This window comes from Amycolatopsis sp. NPDC033938, assembly GCF_055575975.1.
Genome location: NZ_JBVIRO010000031.1, coordinates 38,805 through 64,535, shown reverse-complemented (window position 1 = coordinate 64,535; position 25,731 = coordinate 38,805). Strand labels below are relative to the sequence as shown.

General features: G+C 68.3%; 26 protein-coding genes. 19 read left to right on the top strand and 7 right to left on the bottom strand.

Annotated elements, in window-relative coordinates; translation table 11 throughout:
• Positions 1–412 precede the first annotated feature (412 nt).
• From ACZ5ZX_RS40230 to gcl, 3 genes are read left to right on the top strand one after another with little or no spacing between them, the layout of a single operon-like run.
• A complete protein-coding gene (locus tag ACZ5ZX_RS40230) occupies positions 413–1,240 on the top strand; it encodes a hydroxypyruvate isomerase family protein (RefSeq protein WP_465507256.1) in 828 nt (275 codons plus the stop codon).
• On the top strand, positions 1,237–2,124 hold the full coding sequence (locus tag ACZ5ZX_RS40225) for a 2-hydroxy-3-oxopropionate reductase (RefSeq protein ID WP_465507255.1): 888 nt from the start codon (positions 1,237–1,239) through the stop codon (positions 2,122–2,124). Before ACZ5ZX_RS40230 ends, ACZ5ZX_RS40225 begins: the two co-directional genes overlap by 4 nt.
• A 3-nt stretch (positions 2,125–2,127) precedes the next feature.
• Positions 2,128–3,822 (top strand): glyoxylate carboligase, encoded by a 1,695-nt coding sequence (gcl, locus tag ACZ5ZX_RS40220; protein WP_465507254.1) that lies wholly within the window; start codon positions 2,128–2,130, stop codon positions 3,820–3,822.
• A 67-nt stretch (positions 3,823–3,889) separates the two neighbouring features.
• On the opposite strand, the gene ACZ5ZX_RS40215 is transcribed toward gcl, so the two are convergent.
• Both ACZ5ZX_RS40215 and ACZ5ZX_RS40210 read right to left on the bottom strand, forming a co-directional pair.
• Positions 3,890–4,318, bottom strand: coding sequence for a pyridoxamine 5'-phosphate oxidase family protein (locus ACZ5ZX_RS40215; RefSeq protein ID WP_465507253.1), 429 nt, complete (start codon positions 4,316–4,318; stop codon positions 3,890–3,892).
• A 108-nt stretch (positions 4,319–4,426) separates the two neighbouring features.
• A complete protein-coding gene (locus tag ACZ5ZX_RS40210; RefSeq protein ID WP_465507252.1) occupies positions 4,427–5,632 on the bottom strand; it encodes a lytic transglycosylase domain-containing protein in 1,206 nt (401 codons plus the stop codon).
• A gap of 250 nt (positions 5,633–5,882) precedes the next feature.
• Here ACZ5ZX_RS40210 and ACZ5ZX_RS40205 point away from each other — a divergent pair, with 250 nt between their 5' ends.
• Both ACZ5ZX_RS40205 and ACZ5ZX_RS40200 read left to right on the top strand, forming a co-directional pair.
• Positions 5,883–6,464 (top strand): ArsR/SmtB family transcription factor, encoded by a 582-nt coding sequence (locus tag ACZ5ZX_RS40205; RefSeq protein ID WP_465507251.1) that lies wholly within the window; start codon positions 5,883–5,885, stop codon positions 6,462–6,464.
• Between the two features lie 98 nt (positions 6,465–6,562).
• Complete coding sequence (locus ACZ5ZX_RS40200) at positions 6,563–8,884, top strand: penicillin acylase family protein (RefSeq protein WP_465507250.1); 2,322 nt, start codon at positions 6,563–6,565, stop codon at positions 8,882–8,884.
• Positions 8,885–9,016: 132 nt separating this feature from the next.
• Here ACZ5ZX_RS40200 and ACZ5ZX_RS40195 read toward each other — a convergent pair whose 3' ends face one another.
• On the bottom strand, positions 9,017–9,817 hold the full coding sequence (locus tag ACZ5ZX_RS40195; RefSeq protein ID WP_465507249.1) for a carbon-nitrogen hydrolase family protein: 801 nt from the start codon (positions 9,815–9,817) through the stop codon (positions 9,017–9,019).
• Positions 9,818–9,919: 102 nt separating this feature from the next.
• Between ACZ5ZX_RS40195 and ACZ5ZX_RS40190 the strand changes: the two genes are divergently transcribed.
• Positions 9,920–10,579, top strand: a complete 660-nt coding sequence (locus ACZ5ZX_RS40190) for a GntR family transcriptional regulator (protein ID WP_465507248.1) — start codon at positions 9,920–9,922, stop codon at positions 10,577–10,579.
• Between the two features lie 5 nt (positions 10,580–10,584).
• Positions 10,585–10,902 carry a sporulation protein gene (locus ACZ5ZX_RS40185; protein ID WP_465507247.1) on the top strand — a complete coding sequence of 106 codons (318 nt, stop codon included), beginning with the start codon at positions 10,585–10,587 and terminating at the stop codon, positions 10,900–10,902.
• Between the two features lie 9 nt (positions 10,903–10,911).
• Here the strand turns inward: ACZ5ZX_RS40185 and ACZ5ZX_RS40180 are convergent, their stop codons facing one another.
• The gene (locus ACZ5ZX_RS40180) at positions 10,912–11,607 is read right to left on the bottom strand and encodes a TetR/AcrR family transcriptional regulator (RefSeq protein WP_465507246.1); all 696 of its coding nucleotides are present in this window, start codon (positions 11,605–11,607) and stop codon (positions 10,912–10,914) included.
• An 81-nt stretch (positions 11,608–11,688) separates the two neighbouring features.
• Between ACZ5ZX_RS40180 and ACZ5ZX_RS40175 the strand changes: the two genes are divergently transcribed.
• Both ACZ5ZX_RS40175 and ligD read left to right on the top strand, forming a co-directional pair.
• The gene (locus tag ACZ5ZX_RS40175; protein WP_465507245.1) at positions 11,689–12,813 is read left to right on the top strand and encodes an FAD-dependent oxidoreductase; all 1,125 of its coding nucleotides are present in this window, start codon (positions 11,689–11,691) and stop codon (positions 12,811–12,813) included.
• Positions 12,814–12,855: 42 nt separating this feature from the next.
• A complete protein-coding gene (gene ligD, locus ACZ5ZX_RS40170) occupies positions 12,856–13,788 on the top strand; it encodes a non-homologous end-joining DNA ligase (RefSeq protein ID WP_465507244.1) in 933 nt (310 codons plus the stop codon).
• Positions 13,789–14,135: 347 nt separating this feature from the next.
• On the opposite strand, the gene ACZ5ZX_RS40165 is transcribed toward ligD, so the two are convergent.
• Both ACZ5ZX_RS40165 and ACZ5ZX_RS40160 read right to left on the bottom strand, forming a co-directional pair.
• Positions 14,136–16,520 carry an ATP-binding cassette domain-containing protein gene (locus tag ACZ5ZX_RS40165; protein WP_465507243.1) on the bottom strand — a complete coding sequence of 795 codons (2,385 nt, stop codon included), beginning with the start codon at positions 16,518–16,520 and terminating at the stop codon, positions 14,136–14,138.
• A gap of 101 nt (positions 16,521–16,621) precedes the next feature.
• A complete protein-coding gene (locus ACZ5ZX_RS40160; protein WP_465507242.1) occupies positions 16,622–17,125 on the bottom strand; it encodes an Lrp/AsnC family transcriptional regulator in 504 nt (167 codons plus the stop codon).
• Between the two features lie 93 nt (positions 17,126–17,218).
• Between ACZ5ZX_RS40160 and ACZ5ZX_RS40155 the strand changes: the two genes are divergently transcribed.
• From ACZ5ZX_RS40155 to pspAB, 7 genes are all read left to right on the top strand, one after another.
• Positions 17,219–18,403, top strand: coding sequence for an MFS transporter (locus ACZ5ZX_RS40155; protein WP_465507241.1), 1,185 nt, complete (start codon positions 17,219–17,221; stop codon positions 18,401–18,403).
• A 139-nt stretch (positions 18,404–18,542) separates the two neighbouring features.
• A complete protein-coding gene (locus ACZ5ZX_RS40150; protein WP_465507240.1) occupies positions 18,543–18,731 on the top strand; it encodes a hypothetical protein in 189 nt (62 codons plus the stop codon).
• A 45-nt stretch (positions 18,732–18,776) separates the two neighbouring features.
• Positions 18,777–19,919, top strand: coding sequence for a type III PLP-dependent enzyme (locus tag ACZ5ZX_RS40145; RefSeq protein WP_465507239.1), 1,143 nt, complete (start codon positions 18,777–18,779; stop codon positions 19,917–19,919).
• Complete coding sequence (speD, locus tag ACZ5ZX_RS40140) at positions 19,909–20,280, top strand: adenosylmethionine decarboxylase (RefSeq protein WP_465507238.1); 372 nt, start codon at positions 19,909–19,911, stop codon at positions 20,278–20,280. Before ACZ5ZX_RS40145 ends, speD begins: the two co-directional genes overlap by 11 nt.
• Positions 20,280–21,137, top strand: coding sequence for a spermidine synthase (locus ACZ5ZX_RS40135; protein WP_465507237.1), 858 nt, complete (start codon positions 20,280–20,282; stop codon positions 21,135–21,137). The genes speD and ACZ5ZX_RS40135 overlap by 1 nt, the downstream gene beginning before the upstream one ends.
• A gap of 123 nt (positions 21,138–21,260) precedes the next feature.
• A complete protein-coding gene (locus ACZ5ZX_RS40130; protein ID WP_465507236.1) occupies positions 21,261–21,986 on the top strand; it encodes a GAF and ANTAR domain-containing protein in 726 nt (241 codons plus the stop codon).
• 149 nt (positions 21,987–22,135) lie between these two features.
• Positions 22,136–22,693 carry a PspA-associated protein PspAB gene (gene pspAB / locus ACZ5ZX_RS40125; protein WP_465507235.1) on the top strand — a complete coding sequence of 186 codons (558 nt, stop codon included), beginning with the start codon at positions 22,136–22,138 and terminating at the stop codon, positions 22,691–22,693.
• Between the two features lie 4 nt (positions 22,694–22,697).
• Here the strand turns inward: pspAB and ACZ5ZX_RS40120 are convergent, their stop codons facing one another.
• On the bottom strand, positions 22,698–22,985 hold the full coding sequence (locus ACZ5ZX_RS40120) for a hypothetical protein (protein WP_465507234.1): 288 nt from the start codon (positions 22,983–22,985) through the stop codon (positions 22,698–22,700).
• 226 nt (positions 22,986–23,211) lie between these two features.
• Between ACZ5ZX_RS40120 and ACZ5ZX_RS40115 the strand changes: the two genes are divergently transcribed.
• The 3 genes from ACZ5ZX_RS40115 to ACZ5ZX_RS40105 form a co-directional block, all read left to right on the top strand.
• A complete protein-coding gene (locus ACZ5ZX_RS40115; protein WP_465507233.1) occupies positions 23,212–23,892 on the top strand; it encodes a response regulator in 681 nt (226 codons plus the stop codon).
• Positions 23,893–23,930: 38 nt separating this feature from the next.
• Positions 23,931–25,004, top strand: a complete 1,074-nt coding sequence (locus ACZ5ZX_RS40110) for a PAS domain-containing sensor histidine kinase (RefSeq protein WP_465507232.1) — start codon at positions 23,931–23,933, stop codon at positions 25,002–25,004.
• A gap of 45 nt (positions 25,005–25,049) precedes the next feature.
• A partial coding sequence (locus ACZ5ZX_RS40105; protein ID WP_465507231.1) for a HAMP domain-containing protein occupies positions 25,050–25,731 on the top strand: 682 nt, incomplete at its 3' end.

The window sequence follows — 25,731 nt, the reverse complement described above, 5'->3', positions numbered from 1 at the left end:
CACTCACGACCCCCTCGCGAAACCGTGCAAGATGCCCAAATCGGGCATTTTTGTCTCGAAAAGTGTCCCTTATAGACAGTCCGGACCCGGGTGAGACCCCTTGCGTGGGCCCGCTCCCGCCGCGTCCACCACGACGCGTTCGTCTTGTCCCGCTCCAGAGGTGCAGCCGACCAGCACTTATGCGACTTTGCCGGACCCCTGCGCTAGGCGCCAAGGAAGGGGACCTTCATGTACTTCACGACCGGCCGCCGAGTCACCACCGCACCGAACGCCCACCGGTGCCCTTCGCGCCCGGCCGCACCGCGACCTCCCCCTTTCGCTCGTGGTGCTGCCCGTTGACCGCGACCTGGTCAGCGGGCTATTCTCGATATACGAAAGAAAGTTTCCGCATAACGAAATTGCAGAGGTTTCGATGGCTGATCTTGCCGGTTCGGGTCATGCGCTGCCGTACGTGCTGAACCTGTCGATGGTCTTCACCGAGTTGCCGCTCCTCGAACGCGCGGAGGCGGCGAGGACGGCGGGGTTCACCGCGGTCGAGTACTGGTGGCCGTTCGAGACGCCGGTACCGGACGCCGCCGAGGTCGAGCGGTTCGTGGCCTCGGTCGAGAAGGCGGGCGTCGCGGTGACCGGGCTGAACTTCTTTCCCGGTGACATGGCCGCCGGTGACCGCGGCCTGGTCACCTGGACCGGCCGGGAGGACGAGTTCGCCCGCGGCGTCGCTTCCGCGATCGAGCTCGGCGAGCGGCTCGGCTGCCGCCGGTTCAACGCGCTCTACGGCAACCGCCTCGACGGTGCCGACCCCGCCGAGCAGGACAAGCTCGGCCGGGAGAACCTGGCGCTGGCCTCGGACGCCGCCGCGCGGATCGGTGCGGAGATCGTCCTGGAGCCGTTGTCGGGGGCGGAGAAGTACCCGCTCAAGACCGCGGACGACGTGCTGAAGGTGCTCGACGAACTCGGGCGGGACAACGTGAAGCTGCTGGCCGACCTCTACCACCTGGCGGTCAACGGTGACGACCTCGACCGGGTCGTGTCCGTCCACACCGGACGGATCGGCCATGTGCAGATCGCCGATGCCCCAGGGCGGCACCAGCCGGGGACCGGAGAGCTGGACATCGAGGGATACCTGGAAAAGCTGCAGACGGCGGGCTACCGCGGGCAGGTGGGCGTGGAGTACAAGCCCGCCGGGCCGAGTGCGGAATCGCTGTCGTGGCTGCCTTTCGAACGAAGGGGACTGGCATGACCAAGCTGGGTTTCATCGGGCTGGGGATCATGGGCGGGCCGATGGCGGGACATCTCGCCGCGGCCGGGCACGAAGTGAGCGGATTCGACACGAACGCCGACGCGCTCACGAGGCTGGAAGCGGCGGGCGGCCGGGCGGCGAACGGGGTGACGGACGCGGTCTCGGGCGCGGAAGTCGTCATCACGATGCTGCCGGACCACCCTCAGGTCGAGGCCGTCGTGCTGGCGGCGGGCGGGGTGCTGGAATCGGCGAAACCGGGGACCCTGCTGATCGACATGAGCACGATCCGGCCGGAGACCTCCATCGAGGTGGCCGAACGGGCGGGCGAACGGGAGATCCGGGTGCTCGACGCGCCCGTCTCGGGTGGTCAAGCGGGTGCCCAGCAGGCCTCACTGTCCATTATGGTCGGTGGTGAGGACGAGGACTTCGCGGCCGCGCTCCCGATACTGGAAGCCGTCGGCAAGACGATCGTCCACGTGGGACCCCACGGTGCCGGTCAGGTCGTCAAGGCGGCCAACCAGCTGGTGGTCGGCGGGACCTACGGGCTGATCGCCGAAGCCATCGTGCTGCTCGAAGCCTCGGGCGTCGACGCCGGTGTCGGACTGGACGTGCTGGCGGGCGGCCTGGCAGGCAGCCGGATCCTCGAACTCAAACGGAAGTCCATGGTGGCGCGGGAATTCGCGCCGGGTTTCCGGATCGACCTGCACCACAAGGACATGGGTATCGCGCTCGCCGCCGCGAGGCGGGCCGAGGTCGCGCTGCCGCTCACCGGGCTGGTCGCCCAGCTCGTCGCCGCCGGACGGGCGATGGGGCACGGCTCGCTCGATCACTCCGCTCTGCTGAAGGTCGTCGAATCGCTGTCCGGCGCGGAAAGCAAGGAGTGAGGAATGCCAAGAATCCCCGCCATGCAGGCCGTCGTCGACGTCCTGGTCAGTGAGGGCGTCGACACCGCGTTCGGCTGCCCCGGTGCCGCGATCCTCCCGCTGTACCAGGCGATGCAGGGCAGCGGTATCGAGCATCTGATCGTGCGCCACGAAGAGGGCGCGACCCATATGGCCGACGGCTGGGCGAGGACCACCGGCAACGTCGGCGTCGCGATCGGCACCTCCGGACCCGCCGGGACGAATATGATCACCGGCCTCTACACCGCGCAGGCCGACTCGATCCCGATCCTGTGCATCACCGGGCAGGCCGATTCGCGGAAGCTGCACACCGAGGCGTTCCAGGCCGTCGACATCGTCGAGATCGCCAAGCCGGTGACCAAATGGGCGGTCCAGGTCAAGGAGGCGGCGCAGCTGCCGTGGGTGTTCCGGGAGGCGTTCCGCGTCGCCCGGTCCGGCCGCCCGGGGCCGGTGCTGATCGACCTGCCGATCGACGTCCAGCGACAGGAGATCGAATGGGACTCCACCATCGATTCGCCGCTGCCGGTCACCACGGTGACGCCGTCGCCCGCCAGGGTGGAGCGGGCGCTCGATCTCCTGCTGGCGGCGGAACGGCCGCTGATCCTCGCCGGTGGCGGCGTGGTCCTCGGCGGCGCGAGCGACCGGCTGCGGACCGCGGCCGAACTGCTCGGCGTCCCGGTCGGCGTGACGTTGATGGGCAAGGGGACCTTCCCCGAGGATCACGAGCTGTTCGCCGGCATGGCCGGCATCCAGACGTCGCAGCGGTGGGCGAACGCGGCCTTCCTCGAGGCGGATCTGGTGCTCGCGCTGGGCGCCCGGTTCGGTGACCGGCACACCGGTGACCTGGAGGTCTACCGCGGCAGCCGGAAGTTCATCCACGTCGACATCGAGCCCACCCAGCTGGGCAAGGTGTTCGGGCCGGATCTCGGGATCGTGTCGGACACGGGCGCCTTCCTGGACGCGCTGATCGAGGCGGCGTCGAAACGTGCTCCGGCGCGGGATCGGGCGTGGCCGCGACGGATCGGCGAACTCAAGGAGAGCCTGCCGCGACGCGAGGACTTCGAAGACACGCCGATCAAGGCGCCCCGGGTGTTCAAGGAGATCAACGAGTTCTACGGCGAGGACGCCTACTTCGTCACCGCCATCGGGCTGTACCAGATCTGGTCCGGGCAGTTCCAGCGCGCGCACAAGCCCCGCCACTACCAGGTGTGCGGCCAGGCCGGTCCGCTCGGCTGGGAGATCCCGGCGGCGATCGGCGTCAAGAAGGCGAAACCGGAGGCCGAAGTCGTCGGCGTCGTCGGGGACTACTCGTTCCAGTTCCTGGTGGAGGAGCTGGCGGTGGCCGCGCAGTACGACGTCGGATTCGTGCTGATCATGTTGAACAATGAGTATCTCGGGCTCATCCGGCAGGCCGAGACCGGCTACGAGATGAACTTCGAGGTCGACATCCACTACGACAAGATCGGCACGGACAACGTGAAGGTCATGGAGGCCTACGGTTGTTCCGGCACCCGGGTGACCGAGCCGGGCGAGATCCGGGCGTCGCTGGAGTGGGCGCGCAAGGAGGCCGAGCGGACCTCGCGGCCGGTGCTGGTGGAGATCATGATCGAACGCGAAGGGAACGCCGCGATGGGCAAGGCGCTCGACAGCGTGGTCGAGTTCGAGCCGATCGCGGGATGAAAGAGTGAGATGAACGGGACTTTCATCTCAAAAAACGAGAGGAAAGTCCCGTTCATCTCATCCGGTGCTACGCCTTGCCCTGGTCGTTGCTCAACCACTTCTCCGGCCGGACCCGGACCAGTACGGAGTTGTCGTTGAGGGCGCCGTCCACGTACTTCGTGCCGTCTTCCTCGGACAGATAGCGGTGTGCGATCTTCAGCGCCTGCTCGCGGGTCGGCGGCGCGTCGTTCGCGATGACCGGCCCCTCGGCCGTGACGTACTTGTACGGCAGCGTCTCCGACTGGGCGACCAGGCTGAGCCTGCCCGCCTTCTTGATCGCCTTGTCCTTGACCGAACCGCCGTCCATCCAGATCAGGAGTTCCCCGCCGGGCTCGTAGTCGTACCAGACCGGCACGGCCAGCGGAGCCCGTCCCTCCCGTTCCACGGCCAGGACCCCGATGTGGACCTCGCTCAGAAAGGCTTCCCGTTCCTCGGCGGTCATGACGAATGACGACATCCGTGTCTCGCTTCTCTCGGCTCGATGATCTACAAGAGAAGCCAACGCGGGAGACGTTCAGGACATTCCGGGCAGGGAGCCCCGCATTCAGAGGACTGAATGCGGGCGTTACGGCGTGGGCGAAGCGGAACTGGTGGGCGTCGCGTCACCGGTGTTGCCCGCCGGGGTCGAGGACGGCGGCGGAGTGGTCGTGGTGCTGGACGGCGGAGGCGTCGACGACGGCGGGGTGCTCGAAGGCGGTGTCGACGAGGGCGGGTTCGACGAGGGTGGCGTCGACGAAGGCGGCGTGCTGCTCGGCTTCGACGGCGATGTGCTGCTCGACGGGGCACTGCTGCTCGGCGGTAGCGACGAGCCGGGCGGCGTGGTCGGCGGCGGCGTGGTCGTGCCGGGCGGGGGAGTTCCGGGCAGCGTCGGCACCGGGACCTGACCGTCGGGCGTGCCGGCGGCGACGTCCTGGGAGTCGGGGGCGCCGACGGGGACCTGGCTGTCCGGGAACGTGGCGACACCACCGCGATAGGCGACCGCCCACCGGATCACTGTGTCCACATAGGACAGCGAGTGGTTGTAGCGGTACACGGCGACACGCTGGGTCTGCTCGGACGTCAGGTCGACTCCGCCGGAGCAGAGGTACCGGCCCGAGCCCAGGGTCGCGTCGTAGATGTTGTTCGGGTTCGACTCGCCGTCGCCGTTGCCGTCGGAGGCGTAGCCCTTCCACGTGGACGGGATGAACTGCGTCGGGCCGACGGCGCGATCCCAGACCGGGTCGCCGTCGTACTTGCCGCCGTCGGTGTCCGGGATGGCCGCGAACGGACCGGCACCGTTGAGCTGCGGACCGAGGATCGGTTCGAGGGTGTTGCCCTTGGCGTCGACGTAGCCGCCGCGCGCGTGGTTGGACTCGATCCGGCCGATGCTGGCGATGAGCGCCCAGTCGATGTGACAACCCGGCAGTTCCTTCGCGAGGATGTCGGCCGCGTTCTTGTACGCCTTCATCATGCTGGCGGGGATGCCGAGCGCACCCGACGGCGCGAACGAGCCGCCGACGTTCCCGGTGCCGCCGGGGACGGTCAGCGGGTCCGGGTTGGGCGGCTCGGGGAGGCTGCCGTCGACCGCGATCTCCGGGACGATGCCCGCCGGCGGCCGCCAGGGCGTCGCCTGATTCTGCGGCGTGGGTTCCTTCGCCGCCGCGATCGGGGTGTCGGGACCGGCCGACGCGGTGACCGCGGGCAGGACGGCGAGCGCGCCACCGGCCAGCGCGAAGGCCGTCCGGTGCCGGGCGGACAACCGTTCCGGCTGTCGGGGGCGGTGCTTCGGCATGTTCTCTCCCGCTGGGTCGACTCCGCGCAAAACTATCCGATACAACCGAATTTCGGGGAAGACACAACGAAAAACCTGCGAGCCTGCCGGGATTTCGTCCGCCCGGCACAAGACCTTCGTAGTGAAGTTGTCAATTTCACGCTGAGTTCACCGAAACGTCAGCAGAATCCTCGGCCGCTCCGGAGAACTGGTCTGAACCCCGTGCAAAGAGTCCTTTGCACAATCTCCTTTGCATGGCTACCTTGGTGTCATGACAGGTCCGCCGCCACCTGAAGAGATCACCGACCCCGCCGTGCTGAAGGCGGTGATGCATCCGTTGCGCAGACGGATCATGGAGTCGCTGGGCCGGGGTCCCGCGACAGCGACGAAGCTGGCGAAGGAACTGGGGGAGAGCTCGGGCGCCACCAGCTATCACCTGCGGGAACTGGCGAAGTACGACTTCGTCGAGGAGGCGCCGGAACTCGCGCACGGCAAGGAGCGCTGGTGGCGGGCCAGATCGCGGGACATCCGCTGGCCGCGGCACAGCGAGCAGAGCGAAGAGATGCGCGCGGTGTTCGACGAGGCGCAGCGCGCCGCGTTCGGCGAGGACCTCGACCGGATGGCGCGCTTCCTCGAACGCCGCGACGAGCTGGGCGAATGGGGCGACGCGCTGGTGTTCTCCCGCGGCGCGGTACACGTGAACATCGAGGAGCTCAAGCAGTTCTGGGAGGAGTACCTGGAACTGCTGCACCGCTACCACCGGACCGAGCCCGGCCCGGACGCGCGGAAGGTCTTCGTCCGCTGGACGGCGTTTCCGGATCCGGACAGGGAGGGAGAGGTGAAGGGGAACTGAAATGCCGGTGGGAGAGCGGCCACTCGACCACCGGGGATCGCGTCACCACGCCGGACGGCGTGTCTTCACGAACGACTTCACAGACAAGGGGGAGCAGCATGCTGCTCTGGAAGAGAATCGCGGTCGTCGGTACCGCGATGAGCCTGCTCGCGGCGGGGACCGCGACGGCCGCACAACCGCCGGATGGGGTATCCCGCGGGGGTGCCACCATCCGCTACACCGAATACGGCATCCCGCATATCGTCGCGAACGATTACGTGGACCTCGGCTTCGGGCAAGGGTACGCCGCGGCCAAGGACAACATCTGCGCGATCGCGGACGTCGCGCTCACCACCCGCGCCGAGCGGTCCCGGTGGCTCGGCCCGGACGCGGCGCCGACGAGCGGCGTGAGCCAGGCGAGTACGAACCTCGCCAGCGATCTGTATTTCCAGGGGCTCAACGAGAGCGGTGCGCTCGAGCGGCTGCTGGCCGAGCCCGCGCCTCGCGGTCCGTACCGCGAGGTCCGCGAACTGATCCGCGGTTACGTCGAGGGCGTCAACAAGTACCTGCGCGACGGCGAGATCACCGATCCGGCGTGCCGGGGCGCCGGCTGGCTGAAGCCGATCACCGAACTCGACGTCCACCGGCACGGTCACGCGGTCGGGATGATCTTCGGGCAGGGCGGGGTGGCGGATTCGATCACCGCGTCACTGCCGGGCGCGCGGCCCTCGGGCGGCGGTACCGAACAAATGCTCGGGGAGTCCGGGATCGGCAGCAACGCCATCGCGATCGGTTCGGCCGCGTCGGCGAACGGGCGCGGGGTCTCGCTGGCCAATCCGCATCTGCCGTGGCAGATGAGCGGGACGAGGCTGTGGCAGTCGCAGCTGAGCCTGCCGGGCGAGCTCAACGTCAGTGGTGCGGGCATCCCGGGGATTCCGCTGATGTGGCTGGGGCACAACGAGACCGCCGCCTGGAGCGGTACGGCCACCGACAAGACCCGCACCTACACGCTGTTCGAGCTGAAGCTCGTGCCCGGCTCGCCGACCACCTACCTGGTCGACGGGAAACCGGAGCCGATGCGGCGCAAGGACGTGAGTGTCCTGGCGCGCAAAGCGGACGGAACCCTGGAGCGGATCACGCGTCCACAGTGGACGACGAGATACGGCCCGGTGACGACCCGGCTCGGACAACGGGAACTGCCGTGGACGGCGTCGAGCGCGTTCGCGATCGCTGACGCCAACGCGGGGAACCTCGGGATGACGAACTCGATGTTCGAGATCGCCCGCGGCCGGACGGCGGGGGAGATGATCGACGCGGTCCGCAGGACACAGGGGCTGCCGTGGATGAACATCCTCGCCACCGACGATCGCGGCCGCGTGGAGTACAGCCAGATCCACGGGGTCCCGCACGTCACCGACGAGAAGGCGACGCGCTGCAACACCCCGCTGGGCAAGGAACTGTTCGCCGCCAACGGGGTCGCCGTGCTCGACGGTGCCAAGACGTCCTGCGCGTGGGGCAGTGACCGTGACGCGGTGCGGCCCGGCGTCTTCGGCCCGTCCAGCCTGCCGAACCTGAGCCGGGACGACTACCTGGCGAACTCGAACGACAGTTACTGGCTCTTCAATCCTGCCGAGCCGCGGACCGGCTACGCGCGGATCGTGGGGCCGGTCCGCTCCGAGCAGAACCTGCGGACACGGGGCGGCTTCGTCGCCATCGCCGACCAGTTGCGGAAAGGCGGCTTCACCGGACAGGCGATGCGAGACCTGATGTTCTCACACCGCGACCACGCGGCCGAACTCGTGCGAACCGACGTCGTCGGGATGTGTGCCACGATGCCGGGAATGGACGCGGCTTGTGCCGCTTTGGCCGGCTGGGACGGGCGTTCGGACACCGGGAGCAGGGGCGCGTTGCTGTTCGACCGGTTCTGGTCCGCGGTGGTCCGGTCGGGGCCCGGTATCTGGAAGGTGCCGTTCGACGTCACGGATCCGGTCCACACGCCGAACACCCTCGACACCGGGAACGCCGCGATCCGGAAGGCCCTCGCCGACGCGGTCGCCGAGTTGACCGCGGCGAAGATCCCGCTCGACGCGCCGTACGGCGACAACCACTATGTGGTGCGCGGCGGCGAGAAGATCCCGCTGGGCGGTGGGACGGCCGGACGTGGCGTCTACGACTCCTTGGGCGGGCCATGGGATCCGGCCCACGGTTACGCCGACGTCGTGCACGGCGGAACGTATCTGCACGTGGTGGCCTTCGACGGCACCGGTTGCCCGGACACGACGACGTTGCTGACCTACTCCCAATCCGCGAATCCGAAGTCCGCGCACCACAGCGACCAGACGGAGCTGTACTCGCGCAAGCAGTGGGTCACCGAACGGTACTGCGAGAAGGACATCCTCGCGTCGCCGTCGCTCGAGGTGGTCCGTGTGGGCAGGCGATGACCGCCACGGTGCTCGTGCCGTGAGTCGTGAGCCTGGGTGCCGGGCGGCCACCCGGCACCCAGGCGAACGGAAGCCGCGTCACCACGCCCGAGGACGTGTCTTCACGAACGGACTCCCGGCTGGAGAAGATACTCAGGACTTCGGGGTGACGGCGAACCGGCGCAGTTCCAGCGCCGGGTTCTTGGCGCGGACCTCGGAAACACGGTCGGCCGAAAGCTCGGCGGCGGCGGTTCCCGTGCGCTCACCGACGGAGGCGAGCACGACGCCCATCGGGTCGACGATCATGCTGTGTCCCGACCCGGTCGGCGCCGCCTGGCCGGCCGCCACCAGATAGATCGTGTTCTCGATCGCCCGCGCCCGGACCAAGGTGGTCCAGTGGTCCTCCTTGAGCGGGCCCGGCATCCATTCCGCCGGCAGCAGTACCGCGTCCGCGCCCGCGTCGACCAGCCTCCGGGTGACCTCCGGGAAGCGCAGGTCGTAACAGGTCTGCAGGCCGAAGACGAAGCCGTCGGCCTCGAAGGTCTCCGGTGCTTCGATATCGCCGGGCCGCACCAGTTCCGACTCGCGGAAACCGAAGGCGTCGTACAGATGCAGCTTGCGGTAGAGCGCGGCGATCGCCCCGTCGGGACCGGCCGCGACGAGCGTGTTCGAGATCCGCTCACCCTCGGGGAGCGCTTCGTTGATGCCCGCGACGACGGTGATCTGCCGGTCCTTCGCGAGACCGCGCAGTTCGGTGACGAACGGGCCGTCGAGTTCTTCGGCCGAGGTCACGAATTCCCGGCTCATCGTCGGTACGGTGAACAGCGAGTACTCGGGCAGCACGACCACCCGCGCCCCGCGGTCGGCCGCTTCACCGACGAGGGAGGCGACGCGGGCGAGATTGGCCTGTTTGTCGTTGCCGGGCGCGAACTGCGCCACCGCGACATGCACCATGGGGACCCTTCCGATAGGTGGGACTCTTGTATACATGATGGATACTTGAAGGGTCCAGGTGTAGGCTCCGTCGCGGAAAGTGACGGCTTGGAGGGGGACGAGATGACTGTGACCGCCGAAGGAGGCGGCCCGGCACGCGAGCGGGTCTACACATGGCTGCGCGACGGGATCATCTCGGGTGAGCTGGAAGGCGGCCGCTTCCTCGACGAAATGTGGGTTTCCGGCGAGGTCGGCGTTTCGCGGACCCCGGTGCGCGAGGCGTTCCACCGCCTGGCCGCCGAACGGTTCATCAGTCTCTTGCCGCGCAAGGGCGCCCAGGTGCGCACGGTTACCGCACGCGAACTGGAAGAGGTCTACCAGAGCAGGCGGCTGATCGAAGGTCACGCGATCGCGGCACTCTGCGCGAACCGCGCCGGGGCACCCGCCGAATTGCCGGAACTCATCGAAGCGATGGTGAACGCCGGGAACGAACGCGACTGGTTCGCCGTGTCGGGCTTCGACCGCCGGTTCCATCGCGCCATCGTGAACGCCGCGGGCAACACCGTCCTGACCGAGCTGTACGACACTCTCCGCTCGCGGCAGCAACGCGTCACGGTCCGCGCGCTGGAGGCCCGGCCGGAAAGACTGACGGTGATCAACGAAGAACACCGGGAATTGGTCGCGGCCTTGAACGCCCACGACGCGAAAGAAGCGTCACGGTTGTTGGAAGAGCATCTGCGCCCGGTGTCCGAAGTCATGTCGGTACTGCCGCAGGAAGGCTGACCGCGATGGGACTCGAAAAGGTCGCCGGCACCATGCGCGACATCCTCACCGTCCGCCGCGTCTACGGCGAACCGGTGGAGCGCGACGGGGTGGTGGTGATCCCCGCCGCGAGCGTCATCGGTGGTGGTGGCGGCGGGCACGGCACCGAACAGGACAAGGAAGGCGAGGGTGGCGGCTTCATCCTGGCCGCGCGGCCTGTCGGCGCGTACGTGCTCAAGGGCGGCGACGTGCGCTGGGTGCCCGCGGTGGACGTGACCTTCCTCGGGGCGGTCTTCGCCGTCATGGTCGCGACGATCCACAAGGCCCGGCGCCGGAAAGCCTGACGCGGCCGCTCAGGTCCGGTTCGGGGCGGTGATGCCGGTGAGGATGAGATCGACCCCGGTGAGGAACTGCTCCCGGTCGTCGTGCTCGCGCACCTGGCCGGCGATGGACTTCATGAACGGGTATTCGCCGGAGTCGAGTTCTTCCCACGCCGTCGCCGCGGCGTGGAGGAATTCGGCCCGGTCCACGCCGGGCCCGAGTGCGCGGGCGTTCGCGGCGTTCTGGCCCGCGGCGCCGAAGACGTAGTGCGTGAGCGCCGACGTCGCCGTGAACCAGGTGGCTTCGGGCACGCCCAGCGCGGCCACCCGTTGTCCGAAGCTTTCGAAGATCCGCGGGGTCACCGAACCCCAAGGGCTGCGGGAAAGCTGAACGGCGAGTTGCGCGGAAAGCCACGGGTGTTCCGCGATCGCGTCGAACAGGCCGAGTGCGATGGTGCGGATCTCGTCCTCAGGCGTGTCCGATGCCTCGTCGTGCTCGATGGCCAGGGCGTCCGCGATGACGGAGTCGGTCGCGGCTGCGAGTAGTTCTCCTTTGTTCGCCACATGCCAGTAGATCGCTCCCGGGCCGGTGGCGAGGCGTTCGGTCAGTGTCCGGAAGGTCAGCCCGCTCTCGCCGTCCGCGTCGAGCAGTGCGACGGCGGCCTCGACGATGCGCTCGCGGGAGAGCGCCTCCGTGCGCCGCGGTGTCCGGCTTGCCCGTGTGGCCATGCCGTCATCTTGACAGATCTGGAGCGCCGTTCCAACATGGAATGACATTCCATCATGGAACGTCATTCCAGAAGAGGTGTCATGAAGGCGACCGTCACGATCATCGGCGCGGGACTCAGCGGGCTCACCCTGGCCCGTGTCCTGCACGTACACGGCATCCCGGCAGTGGTCTACGAGGCGGAGGGCTCGCCGGAGGACCGGGCACAGGGCGGGATGCTCGACATCCACGACTACAACGGGCAGCTCGCCATCCAGGCGGCAGGCCTGATGGAGGAGTTCCGCGGCCTCGTGCTCGAGGGCCGCGAAGCGATGCGGGTCCTCGCTCCGGACGGGACGGTCCTGTTCGAGCAGGCCGACGACGGGACCGGCGGTCGCCCCGAGGTGCAGCGCGCCGACCTGCGGCGGATGCTGCTCGATTCCCTCCCGGACGGCACCGTCCGCTGGGGCCACAAGGTCACCGGCGTCCGGCGGCTCGACGAGGGCGGCCACGAGGTGACCTTCGCCGACGGCGCCACCGCCGAGGGAGACGTGCTGGTCGGCGCGGACGGCGCCTGGTCGCGAGTACGGCCTTTGCTCACCGACGCCGCACCCGAGTACGCCGGTACGTCGTTCGTCGAGACCTATCTGTTCGACGCCGCCACCCGGCATCAGGCCGCCGCGAAGGCGGTCGGCGGTGGGTCGCTGATGGCACCCGCGCCGGAGAGGGAGATCCACGCGCACCGGGAAAGCGGCGACACCTTGCACACCTACGTGGTGCTCAACGAGACGCTGGACTGGTTCGCGGCCATCGATTTCGCCGACCCGGCCGCGGCCACCGCGCGGATCGTGCGGGAGTTCGACGGCTGGGCGCCGGAACTCACCGCGCTGATCACCGAGGCCGACACCGCACCGGTCCACCGTCCGCATTACGCCCTCCCGGCCGGGCTCCGCTGGGACCGGGTGCCGGGGGTGACGCTGGTCGGCGACGCCGCCCACCTCGCCGCCCCCAACGGCGAAGGGGCGAACCTGGCGATGCTCGACGGCGCTGAGCTGGCCAAAGCGCTCGCCGCGCATCCCGGCGACGTCGAGGCCGGGATCGCCGAGTACGAGGAGGCCATGTTCGTCCGGAGTGCCGAAGTCGAAGGCGAGACCGCTGTCCTCCGTGATCGCGAGTTCCGCGAGAAACTTCCGCGGAGCCTGGTCGAAATGTTCGTCGGAAGCGAGTGATCCGGGTAGGCCGGACAGCCGGATCCGGGCTAGTTTCCCCTCATGGCGAAAAGCTCGGCGGTGGAGATCGAGGTCGGCGACCGGACGGTGCGCGTCTCGAATCCGGATCGGGTCTACTTCCCGGCGCGGGGTGAGACCAAACTCGATCTCGTCCGGTACTACCTCGCGGTCGGCGACGGGATCGTGCGCGCGCTGCGGGAACGGCCGTGCATGCTGCACCGGTTCCCGTCCGGGGTCTCGGGGGAGAAGGTCCACCAGAAACGCGTCCCGAACGGTGCCCCGGACTGGCTGCAGACCGTCCGCGTCGACTTCCCCTCCGGAAGGCACGCCTACGAACTGTGCGTCACGCATCCCGCCGACGTGATCTGGGCGGTGCAGATGTCGACCGTCGAGTTCCACCCCTGGAACTCCCGCCGGGCCGACACCGAACGTCCCGACGAGTGGCGGATCGACCTCGACCCGATGCCCGACTGCCCGTTCTCCACCGTGCGGAAGGTCGCGCACACCTCCCGCGAGATCCTCGACGAACTCGGCATCACCGGATGGCCGAAGACCTCCGGCGGCCACGGCCTGCACATCTACGTCCGGATCGAACCGAGGTGGGGCTTCCAGGAGGTACGCCGGGCCGCGCACGCCTTCGCGCGGGAGGTCGAGCGCCGGATGCCCGACGAGGTCACCACCACCTGGTGGCGCAAGGATCGCGATCCTTCGAAACTGTTCGTGGACTACAACCAGAACGCTCGTGACCACACCATCGCCAGCGCCTACTCGGTCCGCGGCGTACCCGAAGCCGTCGTCTCGACGCCGATCGGCTGGGACGAGATCGACGACGTCGAGCCGCGCGAATTCACCATCGCCACCGTGCCCGCGCGCTTCGCCGAACTCGGCGACCTGCACGCGGGCATCGACGACACGGCGTACTCGCTCGACACCCTTCTCGAGTGGGCCGACCGCGACCCGGATTTGGAGGACTAAACGCGGGTAGGCGGCGGGTAGGGGGTGGGCCGTGAAGGACTCCTTGAGGGACTCGGAGTCCCTCAAAGTTCCCCTCGGTCGCGGCGGAGTCGAGGTCTTGCGGGGTTCCAGTGTCCACAAGGGACACTGGTCGGGCGATTGGGTGTCCGATTGACGTCGCTATGTACGGTTCGGCGTGGGGTCGTGAGTGCTAATGAGGGTTAGAACCCTCTTTGCCACTCACGACCCCCTCGCAAAACCGTGCAACTTGACCAAATCGGGCACACCTGTCTCGGAAAGTGTCCCTTGTGGACAGTCAAGAGCCGGGTCCCGCTCTGGCGGCGGAACCGACCAGCGGGTTGCCGGGGTCACTTGCCGACGTAGGCCGCCAGGTGCTCGCCGGTGAGGGTCGAACCGGTAGCGACGAGGTCGGCGGGGGTGCCCTCGAAGACGATCTTGCCGCCGTCGTGACCGGCGCCGGGGCCGAGGTCGATGATCCAGTCGGCGTGCGCCATGACGGCCTGGTGGTGCTCGATCACGATCACCGACTTGCCGGAGTCGACGAGCCGGTCCAGCAGGCCGAGCAGGTTCTCGACGTCGGCGAGGTGCAGACCGGTGGTGGGCTCGTCGAGGACGTAGACGCCGCCCTTGTCACCCATATGCGTCGCGAGCTTCAGCCGCTGCCGTTCACCGCCGGAAAGCGTGGTGAGCGGCTGGCCGAGGCTGAGGTAGCCGAGCCCGACGTCGTTGAGCCTGCCGAGGATGGCGTGCGCGGCCGGGACGCGCCCGTCGCCCTCGCCGAAGAACTCCTCGGCTTCGGACACCGGCATCGCGAGGACCTCGCTGATGTTCTTGCCGCCGAAGGTGTACTCCAGTACCGAGGCCTGGAACCGTTTGCCGTCGCACTCCTCGCAGGTGGTCGCGGTGCCCGCCATGATGCCGAGGTCGGTGTAGATGACACCGGCGCCGTTGCAGTTCGGGCAGGCGCCCTCGGAGTTGGCGCTGAACAGCGCCGGCTTCACGCCGTTGGCCTTGGCGAACGCCTTCCGGATCGGTTCGAGCAGGCTGGTGTACGTGGCCGGGTTGCTCCGCCGTGAGCCGCGGATGGGTGTCTGGTCGACCGAGACCACGCCGTCGGCGGCGGGGAGCGATCCGTGGATCAGCGAGCTCTTGCCGGAGCCCGCCACCCCGGTGACGACGCAGAGGACCCCGAGCGGGACGTCGACGTCGACGTTCTGGAGGTTGTGGCGGTCCGCGCCGCGGATCTCCAGTTTGCCGGTCGGCGTGCGGACGCTGTCCTTGAGCGCGGCCCGGTCGTCGAGGTGGCGGCCGGTGATGGTGTCGCTGGCGCGCAGGCCGTCCACGGTGCCCTCGAAGCAGATCGTGCCGCCTGCCGTGCCCGCGCCGGGGCCGAGGTCGACGACGTGGTCGGCGATGGCGATCGTCTCCGGTTTGTGCTCGACGACCAGCACCGTGTTGCCCTTGTCGCGCAGCTGCCGCAGCAGGTTGTTCATCCGCTGGATGTCGTGCGGGTGCAGGCCGATGGTGGGCTCGTCGAAGACGTAGGTGACGTCGGTGAGGGACGAGCCGAGGTGGCGGATCATCTTGGTGCGCTGTGCCTCGCCTCCCGACAGCGTGCCGGACGGCCGGTCGAGCGAGAGGTAGCCGAGCCCGATCTCCACGAAGGAGTCGAGAGTGTGCAGCAGCTTCTCCAGCAGCGGAGCCACCGACGGCTCCTTCAGCCCCCGGACCCACTCGGCGAGGTCGCTGATCTGCATCGAGCAGGCGTCGGCGATGTTGATCCGCTTGATCTTCGACGACCGTGCGGTCTCGCTGAGCCGGGTGCCGTCACATTCGGGGCAGGTGGTGAAGGTGACCGCCCGGTCGACGAACGCGCGGATATGCGGCTGCATCGCCTCGCGGTCCTTGGCGAGGAACGACTTCTGGATCGAGGGGATGAGACCCGAATAGGTCAGGTTGATGCCCTCGATCTTGAGCTTGACCGGCTCCTTGTAGAGCAGGTCGTTCAGCTGCCTCTTCGTGTACTTCTTGATCGGCTTGTCGGGGTCGAAGAAGCCGCAGCCGCGGAGGATGCGGCCGAACCAGCCCTCCATCGAGTAACCGGGGATCGACAGCGCGCCCTCGTTGAGGGATTTGTTCTCGTCGTACAGCGCGGTGAGGTCGATGTCGTTGACCGTGCCCCGTCCTTCACAGCGCGAGCACATGCCGCCGGTGATGCTGAATTCGCGGCGTTCCTTCGTGGTCCGCCCGCCCTTCTCGACGGTCACGGCGCCCGCCCCGCTGATCGAGGCGACGTTGAAGGAGAACGCCTGCGGTGAGCCGATATGCGGCTTCCCGATCCGGCTGAAGAGGATGCGCAGCATCGCGTGGGCGTCGGTGGCGGTGCCGACCGTCGAGCGGGGGTCGGAGCCCATCCGCTGCTGGTCGACGATGATCGCGGTGGTCAGGCCGTCGAGCACGTCGACCTCGGGCCGGGCCAGCGTCGGCATGAAACCCTGCACGAAGGTGCTGTAGGTCTCGTTGATCAGCCGCTGCGACTCGGCCGCGATGGTGTCGAAGACCAGTGAGCTCTTGCCCGAGCCGGAGACACCGGTGAACACCGTCAGCCGTCTCTTCGGCAGCTCGACGGCGACGTCCTTGAGGTTGTTCTCGCGCGCGCCCAGCACACGGATCAGGTCGTGGGTGTCGGCGGGGTGCTGCTCGGGCGGCTGCGGCCTGGTGGTCTTGCGCATCGTGTCTCCATCCTGAGGTGGGCCGCGTGTACGGTCCGTCCGCGACGATGCTCACGCTAGGTGAGCCACGGTCCCGGCGCTTCTCGATTCCTGATCGGGGTTCAGACGCTCCAGCCCTCGCTCTTCGTCGCCTTCAGGTAGTCCTCGACCGGCGGACCGACCGGCCTGCCTTCGAACTGCGTCGACAGCACCACCGAAGATCGCAGCTCACCGTGCTTGCCGAGCCGTTCGAAGAGGCCTTCGAGATGTTCGAGAGACACGGCCCGCACCTTCAACATGGTGCAGCGGTCACCGCTGAGCCGGTGCAGCTCGACCACCTCGGGATAGTCCTCCGACTTGCTGGTACGCAGCAGGCAGCTGCCGAGTGAGCAGCGCATCTCCACGAACGCCTGCAGGTCGTACCCGGTGCGGCGCGCGTCGACCTGCGCGCGGTACCCGGTGATCACGCCTGTCTCCTCCAGCCGCCGGACCCGCTCGGCGACCGCGGGCGCGGAGAGGTTGACCCGGCGTCCCAGTTCCTTGAACGAGAGCCGTCCGTCGCTCTGGAGCGTCTCGACGAGCCGCCAGTCGAGCTCGTCCAGCGGTCTTTCCGATCGTAAGGTCATCGCGCCGGGATTCCTTTCATGATGGGCCTCGCACCCCCGCAAGGCCTTCGTGAGCCTATTCGCCGGAGCGCCCGGATTCCTTAGGTTTGAATCATGAAACCGATGTTCGCGCTCTTCACCGGCGTCGCCTGCCTCAGTACCGCGGTCGTCGGCCTGTCCACCACGGCGGCGTTGATCGTGGTCGAACACGCCGGTGCCGCGTGGAGCGGGCTCCCGAACGCCGTACTGGTACTCGGTTCCGCCGCGGGATCGCTGTCGTCGGGCACGCTGGCCGCCCGCTACGGCAGGCGGCTGGTCCTGATGCTGATGTACGGCGCCGCGGTGGTGGGCGCGCTGATCTCGTTCGCGGGTGTGCTCGGCGGATCCGTGCTCGCGCTGGTGGCGGGGATGCCCTTGATCGGCTTCGGCAACAGCGGGGCGCAGCTTTCGCGCTACACGGCCGCCGACCTGTCTCCCGAGCACCGCAAGGGTTTCGCACTGTCCACAATGGTCTGGGCGGGGACGGTCGGCGCGGTGGCCGGTCCGGCGCTGATCGCGCCGGCCGCGGCACGGGCGGAGGCCGCCGAACTGCCTGCCCTGTCCGGTCCGCTCGCGGCCGGGGCGATCGTCGTGGCCATCGCGGTGGTCGCCGTCGCCGCCCTGCCGCGCGGCCTCGCCGCCCCGGCGGAAGGAGTACCGAGGCGGGAGCGGATGTCCGTGCGGAACCCGCTGATCCTCGGTCCGCTCGTGGCGATGGTCGGCGCGCAGCTGGCGATGGTCGCGGTGATGACGATGACCCCGGTCCAGCTGCACCAGCACGGTCAGGGCCTGGACGTCGTCGGCTGGGTGCTGAGCGCCCATCTGGTCGGGATGTTCGCGCTGGCGCCGTTGTCCGGCTGGATCGCCGACCGCTGGGGAGGCCGCGTGACGATCTTCGGCGGCATCGGCACGCTCGCCGTCGCGGCGGTCACCGCGATCGGCGGCCCCGATTCGCATCACGTGGGAATCCCGGTCGCGATGTTCCTGCTCGGCTACGGCTGGAACCTCGTGTTCGTCGGCGGCAGCAGCATGCTCAGCCGTGATCTCCCGCCCGCGCAACGTGCACGGGCACAGGGCACGGTCGACGCCTTCGTATGGGGGACGTCCGCGGCGGCGAGCCTGCTCGCCGGGCAGCTGTTCGGCCTGGGTGGCTACGTTCTGGTCGCCATCGCGGGCGGGCTGTGCGCCCTCGCCCCGCTCGCGGTGATCGGCCGCCGGGCGAGCGCGGCCGCCTCCGTTGAAAAAGCCGGCCTCCCCTGATCTGCGAAACCATGGCGGCGCCGTCATACTTCTTCACTTCGACCACGAACGAGCCCGTGATGACGCAGATCACGTCGGTTATGAATTCGGAGGGTCCTAGGGTGAAGACGGACGAGGTGCGGGAGATCGGGGGTGCACGATGAGCGAGTTCGCGGTGAATCTGCGGGACCGGGTACGGCAGGCGAGGGAAGACGTCCGGATCGCCAGGCGGGATTCGGACGAGGATCGCGCGTCGGCCGTCGGCGCCGATCTGGCCAATCTGGAGCGGTTGGCGGCCGAGCACGGGGTGGACCTGCCTGAACAGGCCTCGGACGACGCCCGGGCGTGACCCCGGGTTCCACAGCGCCCATGAGCCTTTGACACCCTGGGGCGCGTGACCGAAAGCCTGAACCGGATCCGCGCCTTCCTGGCGGATCGCGAACCGCCGACACCGTGCCTGGTCGTGGACACCGACCTGGTCGCGGAGCGGACGGCCGCGGTCTCGGCGGCGTTCCCGGACGCGCTGATCCGCTACGCGGTCAAGGCCAATCCCGCTCCCGGCGTGCTCGACGCGGTGCGGTCGGCGGGGGCGGGGTTCGACGTCGCGGGCACGGGCGAGATCGACCTGTGCCTGTCCCGCGGCGCGGACGCGGCGGAACTGGCCTATGGCAACACGATCAAGAAGCCGTCGGACATCTCGTACGCGTATGCGCGCGGAGTCCGTGAATTCACCACGGATTCCGCCGGGGATCTGGCGAACCTTGCCGAGCACGCGCCCGGTTCGCTGGTCTCGATCCGCCTGCTGACCGGCGGCCCGGACTCGGTCACGCCCTTCGGCCACAAGTTCGGTTGCGAGCCCGCCGTGGCGGCCGGGTTGCTGCGCCGGGCCGTGGAAGCCGGGCTGAGGCCGGGAATCGCGTTCCACGTCGGGTCACAGCAGCCGGATCCGGCGGCGTGGGAGATCGGCATCGCGACCGCGGCCAAGGTCGCCGCCGAGGCGGGCGTCGGCTTGGCACGGCTCAACATCGGCGGAGGGTTCGCCACCGAGCATCGGGAACCCGTGCCCTCTCTGGCCGGCTACGCGGCGGTGATCCATGCCGCCGTCCAGCAGCATCTGCCGGGGCCGGAACTGATGCTCGAGCCGGGCCGCGTGATCGTCGCCGACGCCGGGCTCATCCGGACCGAAGTCGTTCTGGTGACCACCCGTGCCGCCACCGACGAACGCCGCTGGGTCTATCTCGACGTCGGCAGGTACAACGGGATGGCCGAGTGCGAGAACGAAGCCGTCGCGTATCGGCTCGAGCCCGTCGGCGTCAAAGGACCGGAAGGACCGGTGGTACTGGCGGGGCCGACCTGCGATGGTGACGACGTGCTCTACCAGCGGACGCCCTGCGCGCTGCCGATGTCGCTGAAGGCGGGCGACCGGCTGGACATCCCGGGCACCGGCGCGTACACCGCCAGCTATTCGTCCGTCGCTTTCAACGGAATCGAGCCGTTGCGTACCTATGGTGTGGGGAGGTTCGCCGATGCCGGGTGAAACGCCACTCGTCGGCCGGTTCGCCGGCCGCCATGTCCTCGCGGAGTTCGAGGGGATCGAGCCGTCGCTCCTCGATGATCCCGCGTTGCTCAAGAAGACCCTCACGGACGCGGTGACCGAAGCGGGGGCGACGGTGTGCGAAGTCGTGTCGCATTCTTTCGCGCCGCAGGGGGTCACCGTGCTCGCGCTGCTGGCCGAGTCGCACGCGTCCGTGCACACCTATCCGGAGATCGGCTCGGTGTTCGTGGACGTGTTCACCTGCGGGGACCGGGCAGATCCAGAGCGAGCCGTCGCACTGCTGGCGAAACTGCTCGGCGCCGGTACCGTCCGGATGTCCACTGTGGAACGAGGAGAGAACTGATGGCGCAGCGGCGGATCGCCGAACCGATCGGACCGGGACTCACCCGGTACTGGGACGTCGACGAGGTGCTGTTCGAAGGCCGTACCGCCTTCCAGAACGTCCTCATCGGACGGACGGCGCAGGGGGTCTCCCTCTTCTGCGATGACGAACGGCAGAGCACGGAGCTGAGCCAGCTCGTCTACCACGAGGCGCTGATGGTCCCGTCGCTGCTGCTCGCCGAACGGGTCGAGCGGGTGCTGATCATCGGCTCCAGTGAAGGGGTCGCCTCGGAACTCGCGGTCGCCGCGGGTGCCGAGGTGGTCGATCACGTCGACATCGACGCGGAGGCGGTGCGGGCCTGCGCCGAGCATCTTCCCTACGGCTACACGCTCGACGACCTCGCCCGTGCCGAGCGCGGCGAGGGGAAGATCCGCGTGCACTACCGCGACGGCTGGGAGTTCCTCGCCGAAGCACGGGAGCGCGGCGACTCCTACGACGTGGTCGTCATCGACCTGCCGGATGAGAACGACGATCCGGAGGCGCAGCACAATCGGTTGTACGGAAACGATTTCCTGGCCCGGTGCGCGGCACTGCTCACCGCCGGGGGAGTGGTCGGCTGCCAGGCGGGCTGCCCGACGCTCTGGCGCAATCAGACGCTGATCTCGTCGTGGCGCCGGTTCACCGATTCGTTCGGAACCGTCCTCTATTACGGCTCGGACGAGCACGAGTGGGCGTTCCTCAGCGGCAGGGCCGACGAGCTCGACGATCCGGGCGCCTTCGTCGCGGAGAAGATCGGCAAGGCGGGAATCGGGGAGTCCACTATGGACGAATACGCGTTGCGGGCGAATACGGTGCCGCCGATTTCCTTGCGCCGGTAAGGCGCACTGGGAACCTTCCCAAGGATCCTCCATCTGGTCGTTGCCGGGTGCGGCCATGCGGGCCAGAATCGATCGAGTGACTATCTGGCGCGCGGGGACGCGAACGCACTTCCGGGATCGGTGATGGCGTTCATGGGGAGGGACGCCGAGCTCACCACCGGGCTGAACAGGGAATATTCGGTCTGCGCGGCGTTCGTGAGTTTGACCGCGAGCGTCGTGGAGGATCCGGGGCCGGAGCGGCTGGTGGACATCCTGTCCAGTGAATGCGTGCGCCTGCTGCCGATCGATTCGATGGAGGTTTTCCTGCCGGGGCTGGAAGCCGAGCGGCATTCCACGGCGGTCGAAGAAGGCCCCGCCCTCGAATCGTTCGAAACCGGGAACGACGTCGTGGTCGAAGATCTCTCCGCCGAAAGGTCACGGTGGCCGGGTTACGTCGCCAGAATGGCCGGACTGGGCTATGCCGCGGTTTCCGCGCTTCCGTTGCGCGCGATGGAGGAAACCCTCGGCGCGGTCACGTTTCTGAGTACCGAAACCGTGGTTTTGAGTGCCGAGGATCGTCGGCTGGGGCAGGCGCTCGCCGACGTCGCGACCCTGTGCCTGTTCCAGCAACGGGAACTGCGCCACTATCGGGCGCTGTCGGCGCAGTTGCAGACGGCGCTCGACAGCCGGATCGTCATCGAGCAGGCGAAGGGAGTGCTCGCCGAGCGCGCCGGGGTCGGTGTCGGCAAGGCTTTTCAGCGCATGCGCGCCTTCGCCCGCGGCTCGAACCGGAAGCTGGCGGACGTGGCACGCGATGTCGTCGACGGTTCGCTGGACAGCGAGGTGTTCCTCCGCTCGCGCCGTCGTTGACAACTGCCGAATGGTGTCCGGCAGTTGCCGGTAGGGTCGTTGGTCACCGGAACCGATGACTTCTCCCGAGGAATACGCGGCCGTGCGGCCCTGCAGCGCCGGGACGGAAACGGGAAGGCTTCACGCAGCAGAGAGGATGCGTGAATGCCATGGCGCTACTGGGAAGCCTTCTGGGGAGGAACCGCTCGGTACGGCCGAGCCTGCTTCCGTTGCTGGAGTTGAGAGCGGCCGCCTTGCCGTTGCGGGCAGGCTACGGGCTCGTGCCGAGCGGAACGGGGACGGTCTGCTTCGTCGCGGAGGGCCGTCCTGGCGAGGGGACGGAGGCGGAGATCGTCGCCGGTCTCGCCGGGGATTCCGTTCGCCGGAACGTGATCAACCACGACGCGCACGGGAGGACGATCGTGCGCTGCTGGCGGGAGAACGGCGATCTCGGCTGGCTTCTCGGCGACCTCGTGGACGTCAACGACCGGCTGGCGCAGGCGGGCTTCGCGTCCTGGCTCCTGCACACGACGGTCGATTTCGCGGAGTTGCGGGACATGCGCCATCCCAAGCTCACCATGGTCTTCCGCCGCGAGCGCGGCACCTTCTATCCCTATGCCCCGCGCGGGACCCGTGGCCGGGACCGGGCGATGGAGCTGAAGGTGCGTTCGTCGCTGACCCGGATCGTGCCGATGGAGGCCGATATCGGCCGGTGGCGTCCGGTCTGACCGATCAGCCGGGCGCACCGCTGAGCCAGCCGCGCAGCCGCTGCACGCGCCGGTCCCGCGGGTTCCAGTGCGGGAAGTGGTACCGGTGCCGGGGGCGCGCGGCGTCGTTCGTGGCAGGCGCGGCACCGTCGACCTGCTCGATGACGGTCATGACGTCGTCGAGCAGGGAGGCGTGCGTCTCGGGTTTCGCCGATACCCGCGGCAACCTTTCGAGTTCGGCGGAGACCAGTGTCCGGGTGGCGCCGGCGCGCGTGCCGGGACGGCGGCGGGTCTCGCAGATCCTCGTGGTCACGTCCCGGTCACCCTTTCCCGTCGGCGGTCCGGCGATTGCCACCTTCGACGATGCGGTATCGCGGGGTGCTCAGGTCACCGCCGAAGGTAGTGCCATCGAGGGCACAAAGACCCCAGTCGGTCGCCGAACGGGTACGGCGTGTCACGGGTTGGCTTCGAAACGCCTGGACGGCGGAAGTCGGTGGGACAATGTCCGCCGGCGAGACCTCGATCGACGGAGAAGGTGCATGCCGAACCCGACCTCCCCGCGGCCCGGAACCCCGGCGGCGGCTCCGATCCGGGTGCTGCTCGTCGAAGACCACAAGATGGTGGCCGAGGCACTCGGTGCCGCCTTCGAGGAATTCCCGGAGATCCAGCTGGTGGCTTCGGTGGAATCCCTCGCGCACGGGATGATCGCGGCGGAACGCTATCTGCCCGATATCGTCCTGCTCGACAGGCGGCTGCCGGACGGCGACGGGATCGAGGCGATCGCGAGGCTCCGCGCGGTTTCGCCGTCGAGCCGCGTGCTCGTCCTGACCGGCGACGCGAACAGCGCCATCGCCGCCAGGATTCTCGAAGTCGGCGGTGCCGGGCTGTTGCTGAAATCGGGGTTGCTCGACGAGCTGATCACGGCGATCCGTACCGTCGCGGCTGGTGACGTCATCATCGATCCGGAACTGCTCAGCGGGGCTTTGGCCATGCTGGCCAGGAGTTCGGGTTCACGCGGGCCGGTGTTGTCGTTGCGGGAGCGGCAGGTGCTCGGCCTGATCGCCGACGGGGCGGGAACCGACCGGATCGCCGAGGAGCTGAGGCTCGCGCGGAACACCGTGCGGAATCACGTGCAGCGGATACTGGTGAAGACCGGAACCCATTCGAAACTCGAAGCCGTGGCGCACGCGCGCAGGAACGGCCTCCTCGAACGGCCGTAGCGCCGGGACGCGCCTGAGTGCCAAGCTGCACTATGGCCATGCCGTCATCGGAATCGGCGCCCGATAATCGCAATGCTGTGCTGTTCGAGCTGTTCGTGCACAGCGTCGTCGACTACGCCATTTACATGCTGGACGTCGACGGCAAGGTGATCACCTGGAACCAGGGCGCCGAACGGATCAAGGGGTATTCCGAGGAGGAGATCCTCGGCCGCCATTTCTCGGTTTTCTACACGGAGGAGGACATAGCCGAGGGAAGGCCGACCGCGGAACTGCTGATCGCCGCCGAGATGGGCAGCCACGAGGACGAAGGCTGGCGGGTCCGCCGGGGAGGGAAACGCTTCTGGGCGAATACCGTGCTCACCGCAGTACGCGACCCCATGGGTACCTTGATCGGTTTCGGCAAGGTGACCAGGGATCTCAGCGAACAGCGGAAAGTACAAGAGGAAAGAAGGGGCCGCCGGCAGGCGTTCGCGCATTTGGTGCGAGCGCAAGAAACCGAAAGACGCCGTATCGCGTGGGATGTTCACGACGATTCCATCCAGTCGATGATCGCGGTGAGCATGCGCCTGCAGATGCTCGCCGCGCAGCGCCGCGATTCGGCATTGCTGCAACTCGACGAAGCGATTCAAGGCGCGGTCCGGCGGTTGCGGATCTTGGTCGCCCAATTGCGGCCGCCCGCCCTGAACGACGACGACCTGGTCGGCTCCATCCGTGACTACCTCGACGAGGTCGTCCAGGGCTGGGGGCTGGACTACACGCTGCGGCACGATTTCACCGGCAAGCCGCCGCCCGAACTCGTCGTCACCGTCTTCCGGATCCTGCAGGAGGCGCTGGTCAACGTGCGGAAGCACGCGAATGCCACCACCGTCGACGTCACCCTGACCGGACAGGACGGCGGACTGCTGATGAAGGTCGCCGACAACGGCGACGGGATGAAGCCGGGCGCCGAGGGTTCCCCGGAAGTGCTGTCGGGTGAGCACATCGGAATGGCATCGATGCGTGAGCGTGCGGAGGCGGCGCAAGGATGGTTCCGGGTCTCCAGCAGACCGGGTGAAGGCACCTGCGTGGTCTGCTGGATTCCGCTGACCGGTTCCGGACCGGGACGGCGATGACGGTCCCCCTGGACCTGCGGAACCCTGGACGAAGGAGACACCTCGATGCCGGAACCGGGGAACAAGCGGGTGTCGCGTGACACCGCCCGAGCGGGCGGTGGGCTCAACGACGAAGGGCTGCAGCGGCTGCTGAAGGGACTCAAAGCCGTTCGCGACGGCGATTTCAGCACACGGCTGCCCCAGGTGGATGACGTCCTGATGGACGAGATGGCGGTCGTCTTCAACGGGATGGTCGACCAGCTGGCGTTGTTCACCTCCGAGGTCACCCGGGTCGCGCGCGAGGTGGGGACCGACGGCAAACTCGGTGGGCAGGCGGCGGTGCCTTCGGTTTCGGGTACCTGGAAGGACCTCACCGATTCGGTGAACGCGATGGCAGGCAACCTGACCGGTCAGGTCCGCGACATCGCCGAGGTCGCGACGGCGGTGGCGAAAGGGGATCTGTCCCAGAAGATCACCGTCGACGTCAAAGGCGAGATGCTGGAACTGAAGAACACGATCAACACGATGGTGGATCAGTTGTCGTCGTTCGCGGACGAGGTGACGCGGGTGGCGCGCGAGGTGGGCAGCGAAGGACGGCTGGGCGGGCAGGCGGAAGTTCCCGGTGTGGCCGGGACGTGGCGGGACTTGACGACGTCGGTGAACTTCATGGCGGGCAATCTCACCGATCAGGTGCGGTCGATCGCCGAAGTGACCACCGCGGTGGCGAAGGGCGATCTGTCGCAGAAGA